This window comes from Carnobacterium alterfunditum DSM 5972 (assembly GCF_000744115.1).
Classification (GTDB): domain Bacteria; phylum Bacillota; class Bacilli; order Lactobacillales; family Carnobacteriaceae; genus Carnobacterium_B; species Carnobacterium_B alterfunditum.
The window spans coordinates 1,488,121-1,503,073 of record NZ_JQLG01000004.1 but is presented as its reverse complement, the minus strand read 5'-3'; the positions used below and the strand labels follow the sequence as shown (position 1 = coordinate 1,503,073).

Sequence of the window (14,953 nt, the reverse complement as noted above, 5' to 3'; positions counted from 1 at the left end):
TGAAAATGCTTAAAGTCGTGTATATAAAACCTTATTAAATCAAGGGTATATATACATGGTTTTTAAGTTAGGAAACCTGAATATTTTAATCGACACTTATAATAGACAGCGAAAAATCAATCAGATCAATACTTGGTAAGTGTCAATTTTTGGTAGACCCTATTCGAATTAATTATTTTTCCTCGTTAATATTTTTTCTGCAAAAATTTGCGTAAATTTCAAGTTTAAGTTAGCCACTTGGTTAAAACATAAAATATGAATATCTGTTAACTAAGCAGATCCCTATCCCTACGGGCTAAATTAATCGTTTTCTAGTATCAACTACCTTTTAGTCAAGAGCTAGAATTTCACCCTAGATTCTAAGCAACAAGACATTCCTCTCGGAACGCTTTTGCCAGGCAGTTATGTGGTGTCTGATAATTAAGAATTTTTCTAGGGTAGTCGTTCATCCATTGTTGTATTCTTATTAATTGCTCTTCACTTACATTGCTAATCGGACTTCCTTTGGGAATAAATCGTCGAATTAGTTTATGTTGATTTTCGCTGGTTCCTCGTTCCCAAGAAGCATAGGGGTGGCTAAAGTACACATCTACTGCATCTTGTAAGGCTTCATGTAACCCTGAAAATTCAGAACCGTTGTCAGACGTTACGGTCTTAAAAAGCTTTGTAAAATAATCGCCTGATCGTTTTCTTAAATTCTCAATAGCCTTGTCGACCGACTTTGCATCTTTGCCATCTAATTTGAAAATAACTTCAAAACGTGTTTGTCGTTCTACTAAAGTTAATAATACGGCATCACATTTTGTTATTCGGCCTACAACTGTATCAATTTCCCAATGGCCGAAGGTCTTTCTTGAATCGATTATCTCTGGACGTTTTTCGATAGATACTCCTAGCACCCTTTTATTTGGAGGATTCCCGTGCTTAGGTAACTTTATTTTCCGAGTTAATTTTTCAAGTAAATCCATATTTTTTGTTCTCATAACTCCTCGATCTATCCACTGATAGAGAGTAGAAGTACACGGGATAATAGATTTATCAAACAGCTCTTGTTTCAAAGCAAATCCGATAAGAACGTCTGGCGACCATTTCTCAATTAACATTTTATCATCAGCCCATTCAATAAAAGTGTCTGTATCTGTCCATTTAGGGCGCCGACCACAATTCATTCGTTGCTCTTCATAAAATGTTTGTCCAGCATCAGCGTCATAAATTGAAGTGTAGTAGTCATAGGTTTTTTCTTTCTGTACTTGGCGTTTTAAGTTTGTGATTGTTCCACGCTTGATTTCATTATTAATCGTTTGTGGTGCTCGATTTAAGACCGTAGCAACCTGTCGGTTGGTGTAATTTTCTTTTTTGAGAACAGCAATTTTACAGCGCTCTGCATACGAAAGGTGTTTTCCCTTATGTGAATCTATGTTATTCTTAGTTTGCGTCATGTGAATTCATCCTTGTCTATTGAGAGTTAGTGGTAACTTCAATATAACATGAAATTCACGTGGCGTTTTTTAGTTAGCAGTGGCTAACTTCATTCTACAATCCAGCATACACAATTTGACTTAAGACTGATATCTTCACTAAAATAGTTACTCTCTTTTAAAAAAGTTATTATCACCTACTGTACTGTCACTACCCCACACTGCCTTCCATCTCATATGCAATCAATCGGTTCAATTCCACTGCATATTCCATTGGGAGTTCTTTGGAGAAGGGTTCGACGAAGCCCATGACGATCATTTCGGTGGCTTGTTGTTCAGTCAAGCCGCGGCTCATTAGGTAATAGAGTTGCTCTTCTGAGATTTTAGAGACTTTGGCTTCGTGTTCGAGCGAGACGTTTCCGTTGTGTATCTCATTGAACGGAATCGTATCTGACTTGGATAGATCATCCATAATGATCGTATCGCATTCGATATGTGAGATTGATCCGCCGGAGTTTTTGCTAAACGTGACTTGTCCGCGGTAATTGACTTCGCCACCGTCTTTAGCAATCGATTTTGAGACGATCGAACTGGACGTGTTTGGTGCATTATGAATCATTTTAGCACCGGTATCTTGGTTTTGTCCGGCTCCGGCCATTGCAATCGACAACATCGTTCCTCTGGCTCCGCGTCCATTTAATAGGATACTTGGGTATTTCATCGTTGTTTTCGCTCCAAGGTTGCCGTCGATCCACTCCATCGTAGCGCCTTCTTCGGCTACAGCACGTTTGGTGACCAAGTTGTAGACATTGTTGGACCAGTTTTGGATCGTCGTGTAGCGGCAGTATGCGTCTTTTTTGACGACGATCTCAACTATAGCAGCGTGCAAGCTGCTGGATGAAAAGGTTGGTGCCGTACAGCCTTCGACGTAATGCACACTTGCGCCTTCATCGACGACGATCAAGGTGCGCTCGAATTGGCCCATCGCTTCATCGTTGATCCGGAAATACATTTGTAGCGGCACATCACAACGTACCCCTTTTGGAACATAAATAAAGGTTCCACCAGACCAGACCGCTGAATTCAGAGCAGCTAATTTATTATCTGTCGCAGGTACGATGCTTCCAAAATATTCTTTGAAAATCTCAGGATATTCTTTTAAGGCTGAATCGGTATCGGTAAACACGATACCCAGCTTTTCAAATTCTTCTTTCATGTTATGGTAAACCACTTCGGATTCGTATTGCGCTCCGGCTCCGGCTAGGTATTTGCGCTCAGCTTCCGGGATCCCGATGCGTTCAAAGGTTTCTTTGATTTTATCCGGTACGTCTTCCCAGCTACGTTCGGGCTGATTACTGACGGTTTTATAGTAGGTAATGTCATCAAAATCGATTTCTGAAAGATCCGCTCCCCATTCCGGCATCGGCCGTTTGGTAAAGTGATCATAGGCTCTTAAACGGTAATCCAGCATCCAGTCGGGTTCTTTTTTCCGGTTGGAAATCTCTCTGACGGTTGCTTCAGAAACCCCTTTTCCAGTCGTAAAGACTGATTCCACTTCATCATGAAAGCCGAATTGATAATTCTCGCGTTCTGGTAATTTTCCCATAATTCTTCACTCCTTGCTTTTACTCATTTAAACGGTCTATTTTACTAAGGCTTTTTCTAGTGCTTTCCAAGACAACGTAGCACATTTGATACGGGCTGGGAATTGTGCGACCCCACTTAAAAGTGCCGCATCTCCTAGTTCTTCTAGTTTGGCGACTTCTTTTCCTTGCACGAGCAGCGAAAATTGATCTGCCAACAGTAAAGATTCAGCGACTGTTTTTCCAATCACAACATCAGTCATCATACTCGCACTGGCTTGACTGATCGTACAACCGCTTCCATCAAATCGAATGTCTTTAATGATCTGATCTTCTATTACCAGTTGAAGCTGCAGCACATCGCCGCAAGTCGGATTGGTCAAGTCACTGCGATTTGTTGCATGCTCCAGATCCCCATGGTGATGCGGGTGGCTGGAGTGGTCTAAAATCACTTGACGGTACAATTGGTTTAGTTTAGTTAAGGCCATGAGTAAAAAACTCCTTTGTCGCCAGCAATGCTTCAACAAATTGATCCACATCTGCTGTTGTGTTATAAAAATAAAAACTGGCACGAGCTGTTGAATCAGCTGCTAATTTTCGCATCAGCGGCTGAGCACAATGATTGCCGGCTCGAATCGCTACTCCCTGCATATCCATTGCGGTCGCAACGTCATGCGGGTGAATGCCATCCAGATTAAAGGTCACTATGCCGGATCGTTTCGCAGTATCCAAGGGGCCATAAATCGTTAATCCTGGTACCTCCATTAATTTTGGCCATAAGTAAGCCATCAATTCGTGTTCATAGTCTTGGATCGCAACAAGTCCAACAGTCGATAAATAATCAACCGCCGCCCCTAGCCCGATTGCTCCAGCAATATTAGGTGTCCCAGCTTCAAACTTCCACGGCAATTCTTTCCACGTGCTTTCTTGTTCATAGACGAATTCAATCATTTCTCCGCCGAATTCAACAGGTTCCATTTTTTCTAGCAAATGGCGTTTGCCATATAGCACACCGATACCGGTAGGTCCCACCATTTTGTGACCGCTAAAAGCATAAAAATCAACTTCTAATTCTTGGACATCGACCGGCATATGTGGAACAGCTTGCGCTCCATCGACGACGAGTACGGCTTCTGTTGCATGGACCAGTCGTGCAATTTCTTGAATCGGGTTAACGACCCCAAGCACATTAGAAACATGTGCTAAGGCCACGATTTTGGTCTTCTCGCTTAACTGACCACGCAAGCTGTCTAGATCCAACAGACCTTCTTCGGTCAACTCAACATAGCTTAATACAGCTTGTGTTTTTTTGGCTAACTGCTGCCAAGGGATCAAGTTGGAGTGGTGTTCCATCACGGAAACCAAGATTTCGTCTCCCGGTTGCAAGTTGGCTTCTCCATAGCTTTTGGCTACCCAGTTCAAACTGGTCGTCGTGCCGCGGGTAAATAAAACCTCGGCTGACTCAGCAGCATGGATAAAGTGTTGCACTTTTTCACGGGCCGCTTCATACTGCGTTGTTGCTCGTTCAGCTAAAGTGTGGACACCGCGGTGTACGTTAGCATTTGATTCACAGTAATAGGTTTCAATGGCTTTTAGCACAGCTGTTGGCTTTTGAGTCGTCGCAGCATTATCTAAATACACTAACGGTTCGTCATTGACTATTTGCGCTAAGATAGGAAAGTCCTTTTTCCATTTATCAGCCGGAAAGCTCATTTATCCAACTTCCTTTCGATCGTATCTACTAATCCTTGACGGACGACTTTTAATGGAATCGCTGCAATAACTGAACCCAAGAATCCACGGATCACTAAACGTTCAGCTTCTTGTTTCGGGATGCCTCGGCTCATCAAATAATACAGTTCTTCCGGATCGACTCTGCCGATACTGGCGGCATGTCCAGCCGTCACATCATTCTCATCAATCAATAAAATCGGATTAGCATCTCCTCTAGCGTGTTCAGACAGCATAAGGATCCGACTTTCTTGTTGGGCATCTGCCCCTTTAGCTCCTTTGATGATGTGGCCGATGCCATTAAAGGTCAATGTTGCTTTATCTAGGATCACACCGTGCTGCAAAATATGTCCGATCGTATTTCGGCCATAATTCGTCACGCGTGTATCGATCCCTTGGATTTGTTTGCCCATACTGATCGCGACGACTTTCACTTCGCTGTGTGAGCCTTCTCCAATCAAGTCGGTATCAAAATCGGCGATCACATTCCCAGTATTCATGACTCCAATCGCCCATTCGATTGTTGCATCTTTTAGTGTATGTCCGCGACGATTGATATACGTAGTGGTCGTTGCACCAATTTGATCGACTGCTGAGAACTTCACTTTCGCACCCGGATTGGCAATGACTTCCACAATAATATTGGCAGCATTTTTTTCAGTTCCAATCGTTTCATACTTCTCAACATAGGTGAACTCGCTGTTTGTGTCCGCAAAAATCAAAACATGTTTGATCCAGCTATTTTTCACATTGCTATTTTGTACGAATAGAGCTTCCAACGGTTCGTCGATCACAACGTTTTTAGGTACATACAAAAATAAGCCACTGTTCATAAAGGCCACATGAAAAGCCGTCAATTTGTCTTCATCATATTCGACAGCTAACTTCATATATATTTTTTTGAGCAGCGTTGAATGCTCCTGCAATGCTGTAAAAATATCGGTAAAAATCACGCCTTGTTCAATGTATTTCATCGGCAGCTGTTCGAAAACCGTTTGATTGCCGACTTGGATAACTCGCGGAGCATCGTCATCTCCGGTCAAAAAATCTTCTGCTAGTAAAATGCTTTCTTCATCGCTGAAAAAATCAGGTACTTGCAATAAAGGCCAGCGCTCGTACTTAACTCTTTCAAAAGATGGTAGATCGGAAGAATTGATTTTTATCAATGCTGCTTCTCTGAATTCGGTCATCCAAGATGGTTCTTCATGCATCAGAGAAAATTGCTGCACAAGGTCAAGATAACCTAAATAATTTGTCTCTTTCATCTTGATCCTCCTTAATCGTCTTCTAAAACAAAATCTAAGCCTAATTCATCACGGATGCCTTTATAGCCTTCAGCCTCAAGCCTTTTAGCTAATTCAGCTCCGCCTGTTTTTACGATGATACCATTCATCATGACATGCACGACATCGGGTGTCACATAATTCAATAAACGTTGGTAATGGGTAATGATCAATGCGCCAAATTTTTCGCCGCGCATCGCATTGATCCCTTTTGATACTACTTTTAAGGCATCAATGTCTAAACCTGAATCGATTTCATCCAGAATAGCAAATGTCGGTTCGATCATCATCAATTGCAAGATTTCATTGCGCTTTTTCTCACCGCCCGAAAAACCTTCATTTAAGTAACGTTCTGCCATTTCTTCTGCCATATCTAAAACAGCCATTTTTTCATCCAATTTTTTGATGAATTTCATGACCGGGATTTTATCGTCTTCTGGTCGACGAGCATTGATTGCTGCACGCATAAATTCGGCATTGGTAATGCCGGCAATTTCGCTTGGGTATTGGACAGCTAAAAACAATCCAGCTCTTGCGCGTTCATCGACGGCCATTTCTAAAACATTTTGTCCATCCAATAAAATTTCGCCTTCAGTAACGATATAGCTGGGATGTCCCATAATGGCTGCTGAAAGAGTTGACTTTCCAGTTCCATTTGGTCCCATGATGGCATGGATCTCATCGGTTTTCATCTGTAAATTGACACCTTTTAAAATTTCTTTGTCTTCAATAGATACATGCAAGTTTTTTACTTCTAATATGGACATAGCTTAGTTTCGCCCCTATGCTTTAAATTTTTAAAATCACTACTGGTAGAGCTAATGGTCTTGCTACCTTTTATTTTAGACTAACCTTTATGCTTTCGCAAACTTATTGCCGATAGTGTCAATTTATTGTTGGAAAAAAATTCTCCTAGCTAAATCGTTCTTTTTTATCTTAAGGAATCGCCTACCGCGCTCCGCTTGGTTCATTCCCTTCAAAGCTAAAAGGAAAAATTCCTTTTAGCTTTGAAGGGAATCACATTAAAAATCTATTTTCCACGTATTCCTTTTAATACAAATGATAACGGACTTTTTTTATACTGAGTCAGCGCGGGAAGCCCTCCATACACTGGTTGGAATTGTTGGGTGTATTTCCGATTGACTCGTTTATCTAATTTTTTAATCGCTAGTTGACGAATACGTGTTTTATTTTCTCTTTTTAAAGCTGTTTTTATGTCTCCACCATTAAAAGTGTAGGCTCTCAATTTCGCAATATGTTCTGCACCGGTTAAACTCCAGCCTAATGGTCGGGAGCTAAGTCGAGCAGATAGAATGTGACTAATATGCCCTTCGGCACTACAACCATAATAATTGGGATCTTTTTGCTTTTGGATGGCTTCCCAGTGCCTTAGAATATAGCGTCTTGATTCTTCTAAAGCTTTTCTTTCAGATTCTCTTAAATCATCATCTAAACGTGTTTTAAAGTACAATTTAAGCAACTCTTTTTCGTTACTATAAATCCACCTATAGAGATTAGAAATCCATTCATGATGCCCTATACAGGCTTTTTTAATGTATTTTGATAAGTGAAAATAATCTAAGACAAATTCGCTTTTGGGTATCATTTTCGTACCGGATTTAATCCAAGCTGCTCCATCGCCAGAAATGTAGATTTTCTTTACTTGATTTAAATCATACGCTTCTTCCAAGTAATCGAGTACAGTTTCCCATAAGTCATCATTATCTGGATAAAGACCGGTAAAGTAGCGTTTCCCCTGTAACTCAACTCTTTTAGTGATTCCCGTGGATTCTTTCCGTCCTTCATAGACATAAACCAATTTCATGAAGCGATTGGTGCCATCTTGATAAGCCACGTGATCTTCATCTGCTTCAATATATAATCGGTCGATGGACTTCTTATGCGCTGGTAAATCTGCTTCTGTAGGCTCTACTAAATGTTTATGAACAACGTTCATAACTGAACTCCGACTATGGATTGAAATGTTTTTAAAGCTATCGATTGTTTTTTGATACGACAAATCTTTCGCTTTTTCTAAGATGGCAGCTGTTAATCCTAAATCCATCCGGGCATGCGGTTCGAGTTCTAAATAATCATCCACTAGATAAGAAAACTCACCTGTTTGCTTGTTTTTGTAATACGTTCTGTCTAGAATGATATCTCCCATAGTAGTCGCAATTAGTTTCTGATCCTTGTTCCGTTGGACATGATACAACTCTTTTCGTGTCGTGTCTTTTCTCAAAATAGTGTCCAGTTGGACAATATAATCTTCTACCAATGCAATCCCTACTTGATTCATTGTTTCTTGAACGTTTGAAATCAATTCATTAAAAGGCAATTGTTTATTTTGGGTCAATTCAATATTTCTACTCATCATTTTGCTGATTTCTGTCATGACATGCTGTATAATATCCATTAAGGAACAACTCCTGTTCTATGTTTTTAGTAGGTAAAAACAGTTTAACACAGGAGTTGTTTCTTTTTTTTATTTTCCAACAATTATTTTACACTAACCTTATTGCCAATTGTTTCAGGGGTTACTTTTCTACTAAAATCAGGTAAACTAAGAATAAAGATTTTACCCCGTCAAATAAATCAACAACACCTACTATTCTGTATTTTATTTAGTTTGATTTTATTGATGAAAGGAATGTGATATTTATGAAACCTTTAATTGGAATTGCCGGCAATGTTTTATTAAATAATGCCGATGTAAATGGCTTGCCGATCACGTATACACCTCAAGGATTTGTTAATGGCGTTCGGCAAGCTGACGCCATCCCAGTTGTTTTTCCGATCAGTGACCCGACTGAGGCCAAAGATTACTTATCAAAAGTAGATGGCGTTTTATTAGCTGGCGGACAAGATGTATCGCCATTATTGTTTGGCGAAGAACCAAGCTTGAAACTAGGCGCCACTAATCCAGCTCGCGATGCTTTTGAGATTGCACTTGTCAAAGAAGCGATCCATCAAGCTAAACCGATTTTTGCGGTTTGTCGTGGACTGCAATTAGTGAATGTCGCTTACGGCGGAACTCTTTATCAAGATGTCTCAGACTATCCCAATTTAGCTGTCCAACATGTTCAATTAACTCATTTTGAAACAGGCGCTCATACGATTGATATCGAGCCTGATAGTACGATCGGCAAGATTTTTGGTAATCAATATGTTGTCAATACGTACCATCACCAAGCAATCAAGGAATTGGCTGAGCCATTTAGAGCTGTGGCTTGGAGTAAAGATGGCTTGATTGAAGCCTTTGAAGCAAAATCACCCCATCAAAGTATCGTAGCTGTGCAATGGCATCCTGAATTGATGATCCCGTACGATTTAATGATGCAGCGTTTATTTACGGATTTTGTTAAGCGAGTCATAAAAAAAATGATTTAAAAAAAGCTGATTTTGTTTCTTGCCCTCAATAGTAGATAAACTACTAGTTGAGGATAAGATCAAGAATCAGCTTTTTTTTACAGACTATTTCGAATCAAACGTCGAATCTTTTTTTGGACTTCAAGAGCTTCTTCTTCAGGCAATTCCGGCAGCTTATGACTTGTCGCAGCTGTCGAGATCGTTAAAGACATCATACCCATTTTTTTGGCTAATGGTCCAATACTTGATTCAACATTTTGAACTCGGATGATCGGGATCGTGACCCTTTTTGTGATTAAAATACCTGAAATAAAATCAATTTCATCCTTATTGTAATCTACTCGCCAAGATTGATAAGTTAACGTTGGCAACAAGTAGATAAAGACATATCCGCCAATAAGTGCCAGTCCAATAGTGATGTAAATGCCCACATCAGGTAAACCGGTATTTGGCATGACTTGGATAAAAAAGTTATACACTAAGGCGACACCCACTAGAGGAAGACTATTGAAACATCCTCTGATACGCCACAACTTCAACACTTGAGGATCGATCATGTTTTTTGGTCCCATGGCTCTACACTCCTCTCATTCACTAAAAACCAATCAAATAACCGTTCGCAGTCGGCTTCTTCAATAAAAGACACTTTTTTATTTTGAGCGGAATCTCCAAGTGCACTGAATACTTCTACTTTTCCTAAACGGCTTCTTTTTAATAAAGGATTTTGTTTGACCGTCAGATTTAAAATCCGGTCTTTACGTAAGTAAATCGTTTCAGTACTGATCAATTTAGGCAGTTGAAACGTTACTTCTTCTTTTGAAAGAGCGTAGCCGGTTTTTTTATAACTGCGGTATCCATACAGAAGAATCACTAGACTGCCTGCTGCCCCGATCGTCCAAGCTAATGGCCATAAAAAGTAGGAAGCTAAAAGTGTTAAACTGATCCAGAATAAAAGCGGCCATTGAACAAATCGTCTCAAAGAGCGAATAGGAACAACTTGTTGAGTAGGCAGGAAGTTGAAATGCGGTACGATCTCGGCTCTTAACGAGGCAAGCTGCTTCTTCTTTATAAGCGGCAGCAAAATAATTTTACCTTTTTCATTATTTTCGCCTGTATCATCCTTCTTAGCTGCTTCTTCATCACTTGTGATCCCAACTGAAAATGTCGTATAGCCAAATAATTTTTGCAGCCAATTTTGTTCTTCCCAGACACTTTGAATATTCGCTAAAGCGACTGTTTGGCTTTTCACTTCCAATAACCCTTTTTCAATAGTTAAATGATTTTTTGTCAATTCAACTTTATAATCAAAATTTTTGATAACGGAAATAACGCTACCCACAACATATAAAATGATAAACAGCAATCCAACAATTATCAACTGTGATACGACCGATGTTTGACTAATAATCGTTCCCGCTTGATCAAATAAAGCATCTGAAATCAACTCTTCAAAGACATTCACAGCCCCTACTAAAACGATCAGTCCTTTAAGAATGGATCCTCCCATCAGGTTCATTTTTAAAATATCGACTAACCTCATTGCGTAAACGGTTTTTGTCACTCCCTCTTCTTGCAGCGAGAATCCTTTATGCCGATCAATTTGCTTTCCACTCATTCCTTGAGCACTCTGGCTGAAGCCTTCACGTTGTGTTTCTTTTAGATAATGCAGCTGGTTAGCCAACTTTAGCGCATTTTCTTTAGATAAAGCATCTAGAGCTATCCCTTTTCCCGGTGTCTTGATTTCAATTTTTGTCACGTTAAAGACCCGGTGAATCAAATTTTCGCTGTAATCTATGCTTTGAATACGGCTGATTTGGACATCTTTTTCTTTTTGAATGAATAATCCGCTTTTTACAACAAATCGATTGTTATCGATCCAGTACGATGTCCGTATAAATTTCAAAACATCTACTAGATACACTAAACCAAAAATGGTAAAGAAGAGCAGTGTCAAAATAAGGCCTAAGCCTTCCAATCTAGAACTTGAAAAAGCAAAGAAAAGAATCGGTATGACAAATGAAACCAAACGATTGTAGGCATCTGTGATAAGCGTTAACGGGTGTAATTTTTTTTCATCATACATCTAATTTCACCGCCTTTAGTCGTTCTAATAATTGGACCCTCAATTCTTCCGCCTCTTTTTTTATCAGCAACGGGATCTCATGGACTGTTCCTGCTGTAAAAACTTCTACGATCTGGAGGGCATAATGCCGAGTTAGCGGACCTTCTTTTACTGACACATGCTGGATGCGTTCAACTGGGATCAACACTCTCTTTTTAAAAAAAATGCCAGTCATAATTTCTAGATGAAGCGCATGCACTTCATAGCGCACCGATTTTAATTTCAAGTACGGAAGGACATACAAACTCAATGAAAAATCAATGATCGGCAAAATGATCCAAATAACCATTAAGCCTTTTGGCCAGTCAAATTTAAGTGTTAAGAACATTAAAACCCCAAAAAAAACTAACGTAAAGAAACTTCCAATGCTGTCTTTTGTTCGTTCATATCGAATGGCACTTTCATTTAATTTTTTTGCTGGTAATTCTTTGTACATACCACCCACTCCTTACCTAATATCTTACTTTGAGTGTAGCACTATCTTGAAAATAGTACTATCTTAACCAACCTTTAGAGCACAAAAAAAAGCAAGAAGCAAAATCATTCATTTGCTTCTTACTTTTCTTTTATTATTCTGTTACCGGAACAACTGCTCCATCCCATTCTTCTAAGATGAACTCTTGTACTTCTTTAGATTTCAATGTTTCTACCAATTTCAAAATAGCTGGATCTTCAGCATCTTCTGAACGAACGGCAATAATATTACCATAAGGCGAAGACGAGCTTTCAAGAGCAACTGAATCGTCAATTGGGCTGATGTCTTGATCTACTGCAAAGTTTGAGTTGATCGCAATTAATTCTGCTTCATCTTGTTGGTACAATGTTGTCATCAATGCTGGGTCATTATCGTATTCAAAGACTAAGTTTTTAGGATTTTCGTCGATATCATCAAATGTGGCTGTTGTAAGATCTACGCCATCTTTCACTGTTACTAAGCCGGCTTCTTGAAAAATCGCAAGAATTCGTCCCCAGTCTGATTGGTTGTTACTGACCAAGACCGTTGCACCATCTTTTACCTCATCTAAACTTTTGTAGCGTTGAGAAAAAATAGCTATCGGTTCGATATGAATGCTTCCAGCATTAACAAAATCATACCCATTTTCTTTTACTGCTGCCTCAAAGAATGGAACATGTTGGAAATAGTTAGCATCAATTTCACCTTCATCTAATGCGACATTTGGGATAACATAATCATTGTAAGTCGTGATATCTAATGTTATGCCTTCCTCTTCAAGGATCGGTTCAACAAATTCAAGGATCTCAGCATGAGGAACATTACTTGCTCCAATTTTGATCGTTGTTTCTTCTGCTGCTGATCCGCCTGTTTCACTGCTTGCTTCATCGCTTCCTTCACTGCCACATGCTGTTAGAGTCAATAGCACGCCCGTTGTTACTAACGCTGATAAAATAGTTTTCTTTTTCATCTTTAAATCCCCCTTGTTTTCGATCTGTTTTTTATTGCATTTAAATCCCCTATTTAAACGGTGGTACTTTTTATCAGCTAATGACTATCGCTTGCTTTTCATTTAGCTGTTTTAACGTTTGTCTACTTTTTTAACGATCACATCTCCAATAGCTTGAATGATGAATACGAGCACTAAAATAATCAACGTTGAGACCAAAGTTACTGCCGGTTGGTTACGTTGGAAGCCATCCAGGTAGGCTAAGTTTCCTAAACCGCCTGCTCCGATAACTCCCGCCATCGCTGTTGCTCCAACTAAAGAAATCGTTGTGACCGTGATACCTGAAACAATGGCTGGTAGACTTTCTGGAATCAAAACTTTATAAATGATTTCCCATTTGCTAGCTCCCATAGCTTCAGCTGCTTCAACGACTCCCTTATCGATTTCTCTGAAACCAATTTCGACTAGCCTTGCAAAGAATGGTGCTGACGAAAGGATCAGCGCCGGCAATGCAGCTGTTGGTCCAATAATGGATCCTACAAGTGTTTTAGTGATAGGAATAAGTAGTACGATCAAAATGATAAAAGGAATAGAACGGAAGACATTGACTAATATAGCCACTACTCGATATAGTATTTTAGCGAACAGTGTATTCTTCCCGTTTGTTTCATACAATAATAGCCCTAGTAGCAATCCAGCAAAGAAGATGATCACAACAGATCCAATTGTCATGAAAATGGTTTCTATGGTTGCCTGTTGCATTTTTTCCCAATCGACTTCTGCAAAGTCAAGATACTGTGATAAAACACTGGTCCCAAAATTAAGTTTCAACAACATGTTCTAGCACCTCAACTTCTACCTGTAATTTTCTTAATTCTTCAATAGCTACCTGGATTTTTTCATTCTCACCGGTTAGTTGAACATACAGTGAGCCAATCGCACCCTCTTGTGTCTGGTGGATACTTCCTTGAATGATGCTTAAATCGACGCCATCTTCTCGAACGATTTTTGACATGATCGGCATCTTAGCTTGATGCCCGTGGAACGTTAAGTGAACGATTTTTCCTTCAGGATATTCTGCCAACAATTCTTCAAAAATCATGTCGGTATCTTCACTGTCTGGATTTGCATCTTGACGAATAAAGCGTTTAGTAATGTCTTGTTGCGGCTTTTTGAACACATCAATAACTGAGCCTTCTTCAACAATTTTCCCGTCATCCATGACCGCTACTCGATCACAAATTTTTCGGATAACATGCATTTCATGTGTGATCAATACGATAGTTAAGTTTAAACGCTTATTGATATCTAATAGTAGATCTAATACTTCATCCGTTGTCTGCGGGTCAAGCGCACTTGTTGCTTCATCACAAAGCAACAATGTTGGATCATTGGCTAGTGCTCTTGCGATCCCCACACGCTGCTTTTGGCCACCAGATAACTGTGAAGGGTAGGCTTTTTCTCTTCCTTCTAATCCAACTAAACCAATCAACTCTTTTGCTTTAGCTTCACGTTCTTCTTTAGGTATTTTCGCTAACTCAAGCGGGAATAAAACATTCTCTTCTACTGTTCTTGACCATAAAAGGTTGAAATGTTGAAAAATCATTCCAATTTTTTGACGTTCTTTCCTAAGCGATTTCCCTTGTAATTGTGAAATAACATTCCCTTCAATAGCAACTGTGCCCTCTGTTGGCATTTCTAAGCCATTGAACATTCTGACCAATGTACTTTTCCCAGCTCCGGAGTAACCAACGATCCCATAAATCTCACCATCTTTGATCGAGATATTTATATCTTTTACAGCTGTTAAACTGCCTTGTTTCGTTTGAAACACTTTTTTTATATTTTTTAATTCAATCATTTCAGCCACACCTCCTATTTTCTTGAAATAAAAAAACTTTCGTCCCTATACTAAGCACACTGCTTACTATAAGGACGAAAGTTTCGAATTTTCGTGTTACCACCTTAATTTGTTAATTTATCACTAAATTAACCTCTTACAGTACTTAAGTTTTTTTCAACTTTTTTATACTGCGGCACGTTA

At 39.5% G+C, this 14,953-nt stretch carries 14 protein-coding genes and 1 other annotated feature (1 of these 15 cut by a window edge); of the genes, 1 reads left to right on the top strand and 13 read right to left on the bottom strand.

Going from position 1 to position 14,953, the window contains the following annotated elements; all coding sequences use genetic code 11:
- Positions 1 to 359 precede the first annotated feature (359 nt).
- From BR50_RS07505 to BR50_RS07475, 7 genes are all read right to left on the bottom strand, one after another.
- Entirely contained in the window at positions 360 to 1,439 is a 1,080-nt protein-coding gene (locus tag BR50_RS07505; protein ID WP_034547589.1) for an IS30 family transposase, read from the bottom strand.
- 190 nt (positions 1,440 to 1,629) lie between these two features.
- The gene (gene sufB / locus BR50_RS07500) at positions 1,630 to 3,024 is read right to left on the bottom strand and encodes a Fe-S cluster assembly protein SufB (protein ID WP_034547587.1); all 1,395 of its coding nucleotides are present in this window, start codon (positions 3,022 to 3,024) and stop codon (positions 1,630 to 1,632) included.
- A 36-nt stretch (positions 3,025 to 3,060) separates the two neighbouring features.
- Positions 3,061 to 3,489 (bottom strand): Fe-S cluster assembly sulfur transfer protein SufU, encoded by a 429-nt coding sequence (gene sufU / locus BR50_RS07495; protein ID WP_034547585.1) that lies wholly within the window; start codon positions 3,487 to 3,489, stop codon positions 3,061 to 3,063.
- Complete coding sequence (locus tag BR50_RS07490) at positions 3,476 to 4,714, bottom strand: cysteine desulfurase (protein WP_034547583.1); 1,239 nt, start codon at positions 4,712 to 4,714, stop codon at positions 3,476 to 3,478. Before BR50_RS07490 ends, sufU begins: the two co-directional genes overlap by 14 nt.
- Positions 4,711 to 5,997 (bottom strand): Fe-S cluster assembly protein SufD, encoded by a 1,287-nt coding sequence (gene sufD, locus BR50_RS07485; protein ID WP_034547581.1) that lies wholly within the window; start codon positions 5,995 to 5,997, stop codon positions 4,711 to 4,713. Before sufD ends, BR50_RS07490 begins: the two co-directional genes overlap by 4 nt.
- Positions 5,998 to 6,008: 11 nt before the next feature.
- On the bottom strand, positions 6,009 to 6,782 hold the full coding sequence (gene sufC / locus BR50_RS07480) for a Fe-S cluster assembly ATPase SufC (protein WP_034547579.1): 774 nt from the start codon (positions 6,780 to 6,782) through the stop codon (positions 6,009 to 6,011).
- A gap of 263 nt (positions 6,783 to 7,045) precedes the next feature.
- Positions 7,046 to 8,431, bottom strand: coding sequence for an ISLre2 family transposase (locus BR50_RS07475; RefSeq protein WP_034547577.1), 1,386 nt, complete (start codon positions 8,429 to 8,431; stop codon positions 7,046 to 7,048).
- 245 nt (positions 8,432 to 8,676) lie between these two features.
- On the opposite strand from BR50_RS07475, the gene BR50_RS07470 reads away from it, so the two are divergent.
- Positions 8,677 to 9,405 (top strand): gamma-glutamyl-gamma-aminobutyrate hydrolase family protein, encoded by a 729-nt coding sequence (locus BR50_RS07470; protein WP_034547575.1) that lies wholly within the window; start codon positions 8,677 to 8,679, stop codon positions 9,403 to 9,405.
- A 77-nt stretch (positions 9,406 to 9,482) separates the two neighbouring features.
- Here BR50_RS07470 and BR50_RS07465 read toward each other — a convergent pair whose 3' ends face one another.
- The 6 genes from BR50_RS07465 to BR50_RS07440 form a co-directional block, all read right to left on the bottom strand.
- Positions 9,483 to 9,956, bottom strand: coding sequence for a PH domain-containing protein (locus tag BR50_RS07465; protein WP_245792759.1), 474 nt, complete (start codon positions 9,954 to 9,956; stop codon positions 9,483 to 9,485).
- On the bottom strand, positions 9,938 to 11,467 hold the full coding sequence (locus BR50_RS07460; RefSeq protein WP_034547573.1) for a PH domain-containing protein: 1,530 nt from the start codon (positions 11,465 to 11,467) through the stop codon (positions 9,938 to 9,940). Before BR50_RS07460 ends, BR50_RS07465 begins: the two co-directional genes overlap by 19 nt.
- Positions 11,460 to 11,942 carry a PH domain-containing protein gene (locus tag BR50_RS07455; RefSeq protein ID WP_034547571.1) on the bottom strand — a complete coding sequence of 161 codons (483 nt, stop codon included), beginning with the start codon at positions 11,940 to 11,942 and terminating at the stop codon, positions 11,460 to 11,462. Before BR50_RS07455 ends, BR50_RS07460 begins: the two co-directional genes overlap by 8 nt.
- 133 nt (positions 11,943 to 12,075) lie before the next feature.
- Positions 12,076 to 12,930, bottom strand: a complete 855-nt coding sequence (locus BR50_RS07450) for a MetQ/NlpA family ABC transporter substrate-binding protein (protein WP_034547569.1) — start codon at positions 12,928 to 12,930, stop codon at positions 12,076 to 12,078.
- 111 nt (positions 12,931 to 13,041) lie between these two features.
- A complete protein-coding gene (locus tag BR50_RS07445) occupies positions 13,042 to 13,746 on the bottom strand; it encodes a methionine ABC transporter permease (protein WP_034547567.1) in 705 nt (234 codons plus the stop codon).
- Entirely contained in the window at positions 13,730 to 14,770 is a 1,041-nt protein-coding gene (locus BR50_RS07440) for a methionine ABC transporter ATP-binding protein (protein WP_034547565.1), read from the bottom strand. Before BR50_RS07440 ends, BR50_RS07445 begins: the two co-directional genes overlap by 17 nt.
- A 67-nt stretch (positions 14,771 to 14,837) precedes the next feature.
- Positions 14,838 to 14,953: a binding site (T-box leader), on the bottom strand (it continues 148 nt past the right edge of the window).

Coding starts and splice junctions, on each gene's coding strand:
- sufU (WP_034547585.1), bottom strand. CDS start 3,489: ATGGCCTTAACTAAACTAAACCAATTGTACCGTCAAGTGATTTTAGAC.
- BR50_RS07470 (WP_034547575.1), top strand. CDS start 8,677: ATGAAACCTTTAATTGGAATTGCCGGCAATGTTTTATTAAATAATGCC.
- BR50_RS07440 (WP_034547565.1), bottom strand. CDS start 14,770: ATGATTGAATTAAAAAATATAAAAAAAGTGTTTCAAACGAAACAAGGC.
- sufC (WP_034547579.1), bottom strand. CDS start 6,782: ATGTCCATATTAGAAGTAAAAAACTTGCATGTATCTATTGAAGACAAA.
- BR50_RS07465 (WP_245792759.1), bottom strand. CDS start 9,956: ATGGGACCAAAAAACATGATCGATCCTCAAGTGTTGAAGTTGTGGCGT.
- BR50_RS07505 (WP_034547589.1), bottom strand. CDS start 1,439: ATGACGCAAACTAAGAATAACATAGATTCACATAAGGGAAAACACCTT.
- BR50_RS07455 (WP_034547571.1), bottom strand. CDS start 11,942: ATGTACAAAGAATTACCAGCAAAAAAATTAAATGAAAGTGCCATTCGA.
- BR50_RS07460 (WP_034547573.1), bottom strand. CDS start 11,467: ATGTATGATGAAAAAAAATTACACCCGTTAACGCTTATCACAGATGCC.
- BR50_RS07445 (WP_034547567.1), bottom strand. CDS start 13,746: ATGTTGTTGAAACTTAATTTTGGGACCAGTGTTTTATCACAGTATCTT.
- BR50_RS07475 (WP_034547577.1), bottom strand. CDS start 8,431: ATGGATATTATACAGCATGTCATGACAGAAATCAGCAAAATGATGAGT.
- BR50_RS07490 (WP_034547583.1), bottom strand. CDS start 4,714: ATGAGCTTTCCGGCTGATAAATGGAAAAAGGACTTTCCTATCTTAGCG.
- sufB (WP_034547587.1), bottom strand. CDS start 3,024: ATGGGAAAATTACCAGAACGCGAGAATTATCAATTCGGCTTTCATGAT.
- sufD (WP_034547581.1), bottom strand. CDS start 5,997: ATGAAAGAGACAAATTATTTAGGTTATCTTGACCTTGTGCAGCAATTT.
- BR50_RS07450 (WP_034547569.1), bottom strand. CDS start 12,930: ATGAAAAAGAAAACTATTTTATCAGCGTTAGTAACAACGGGCGTGCTA.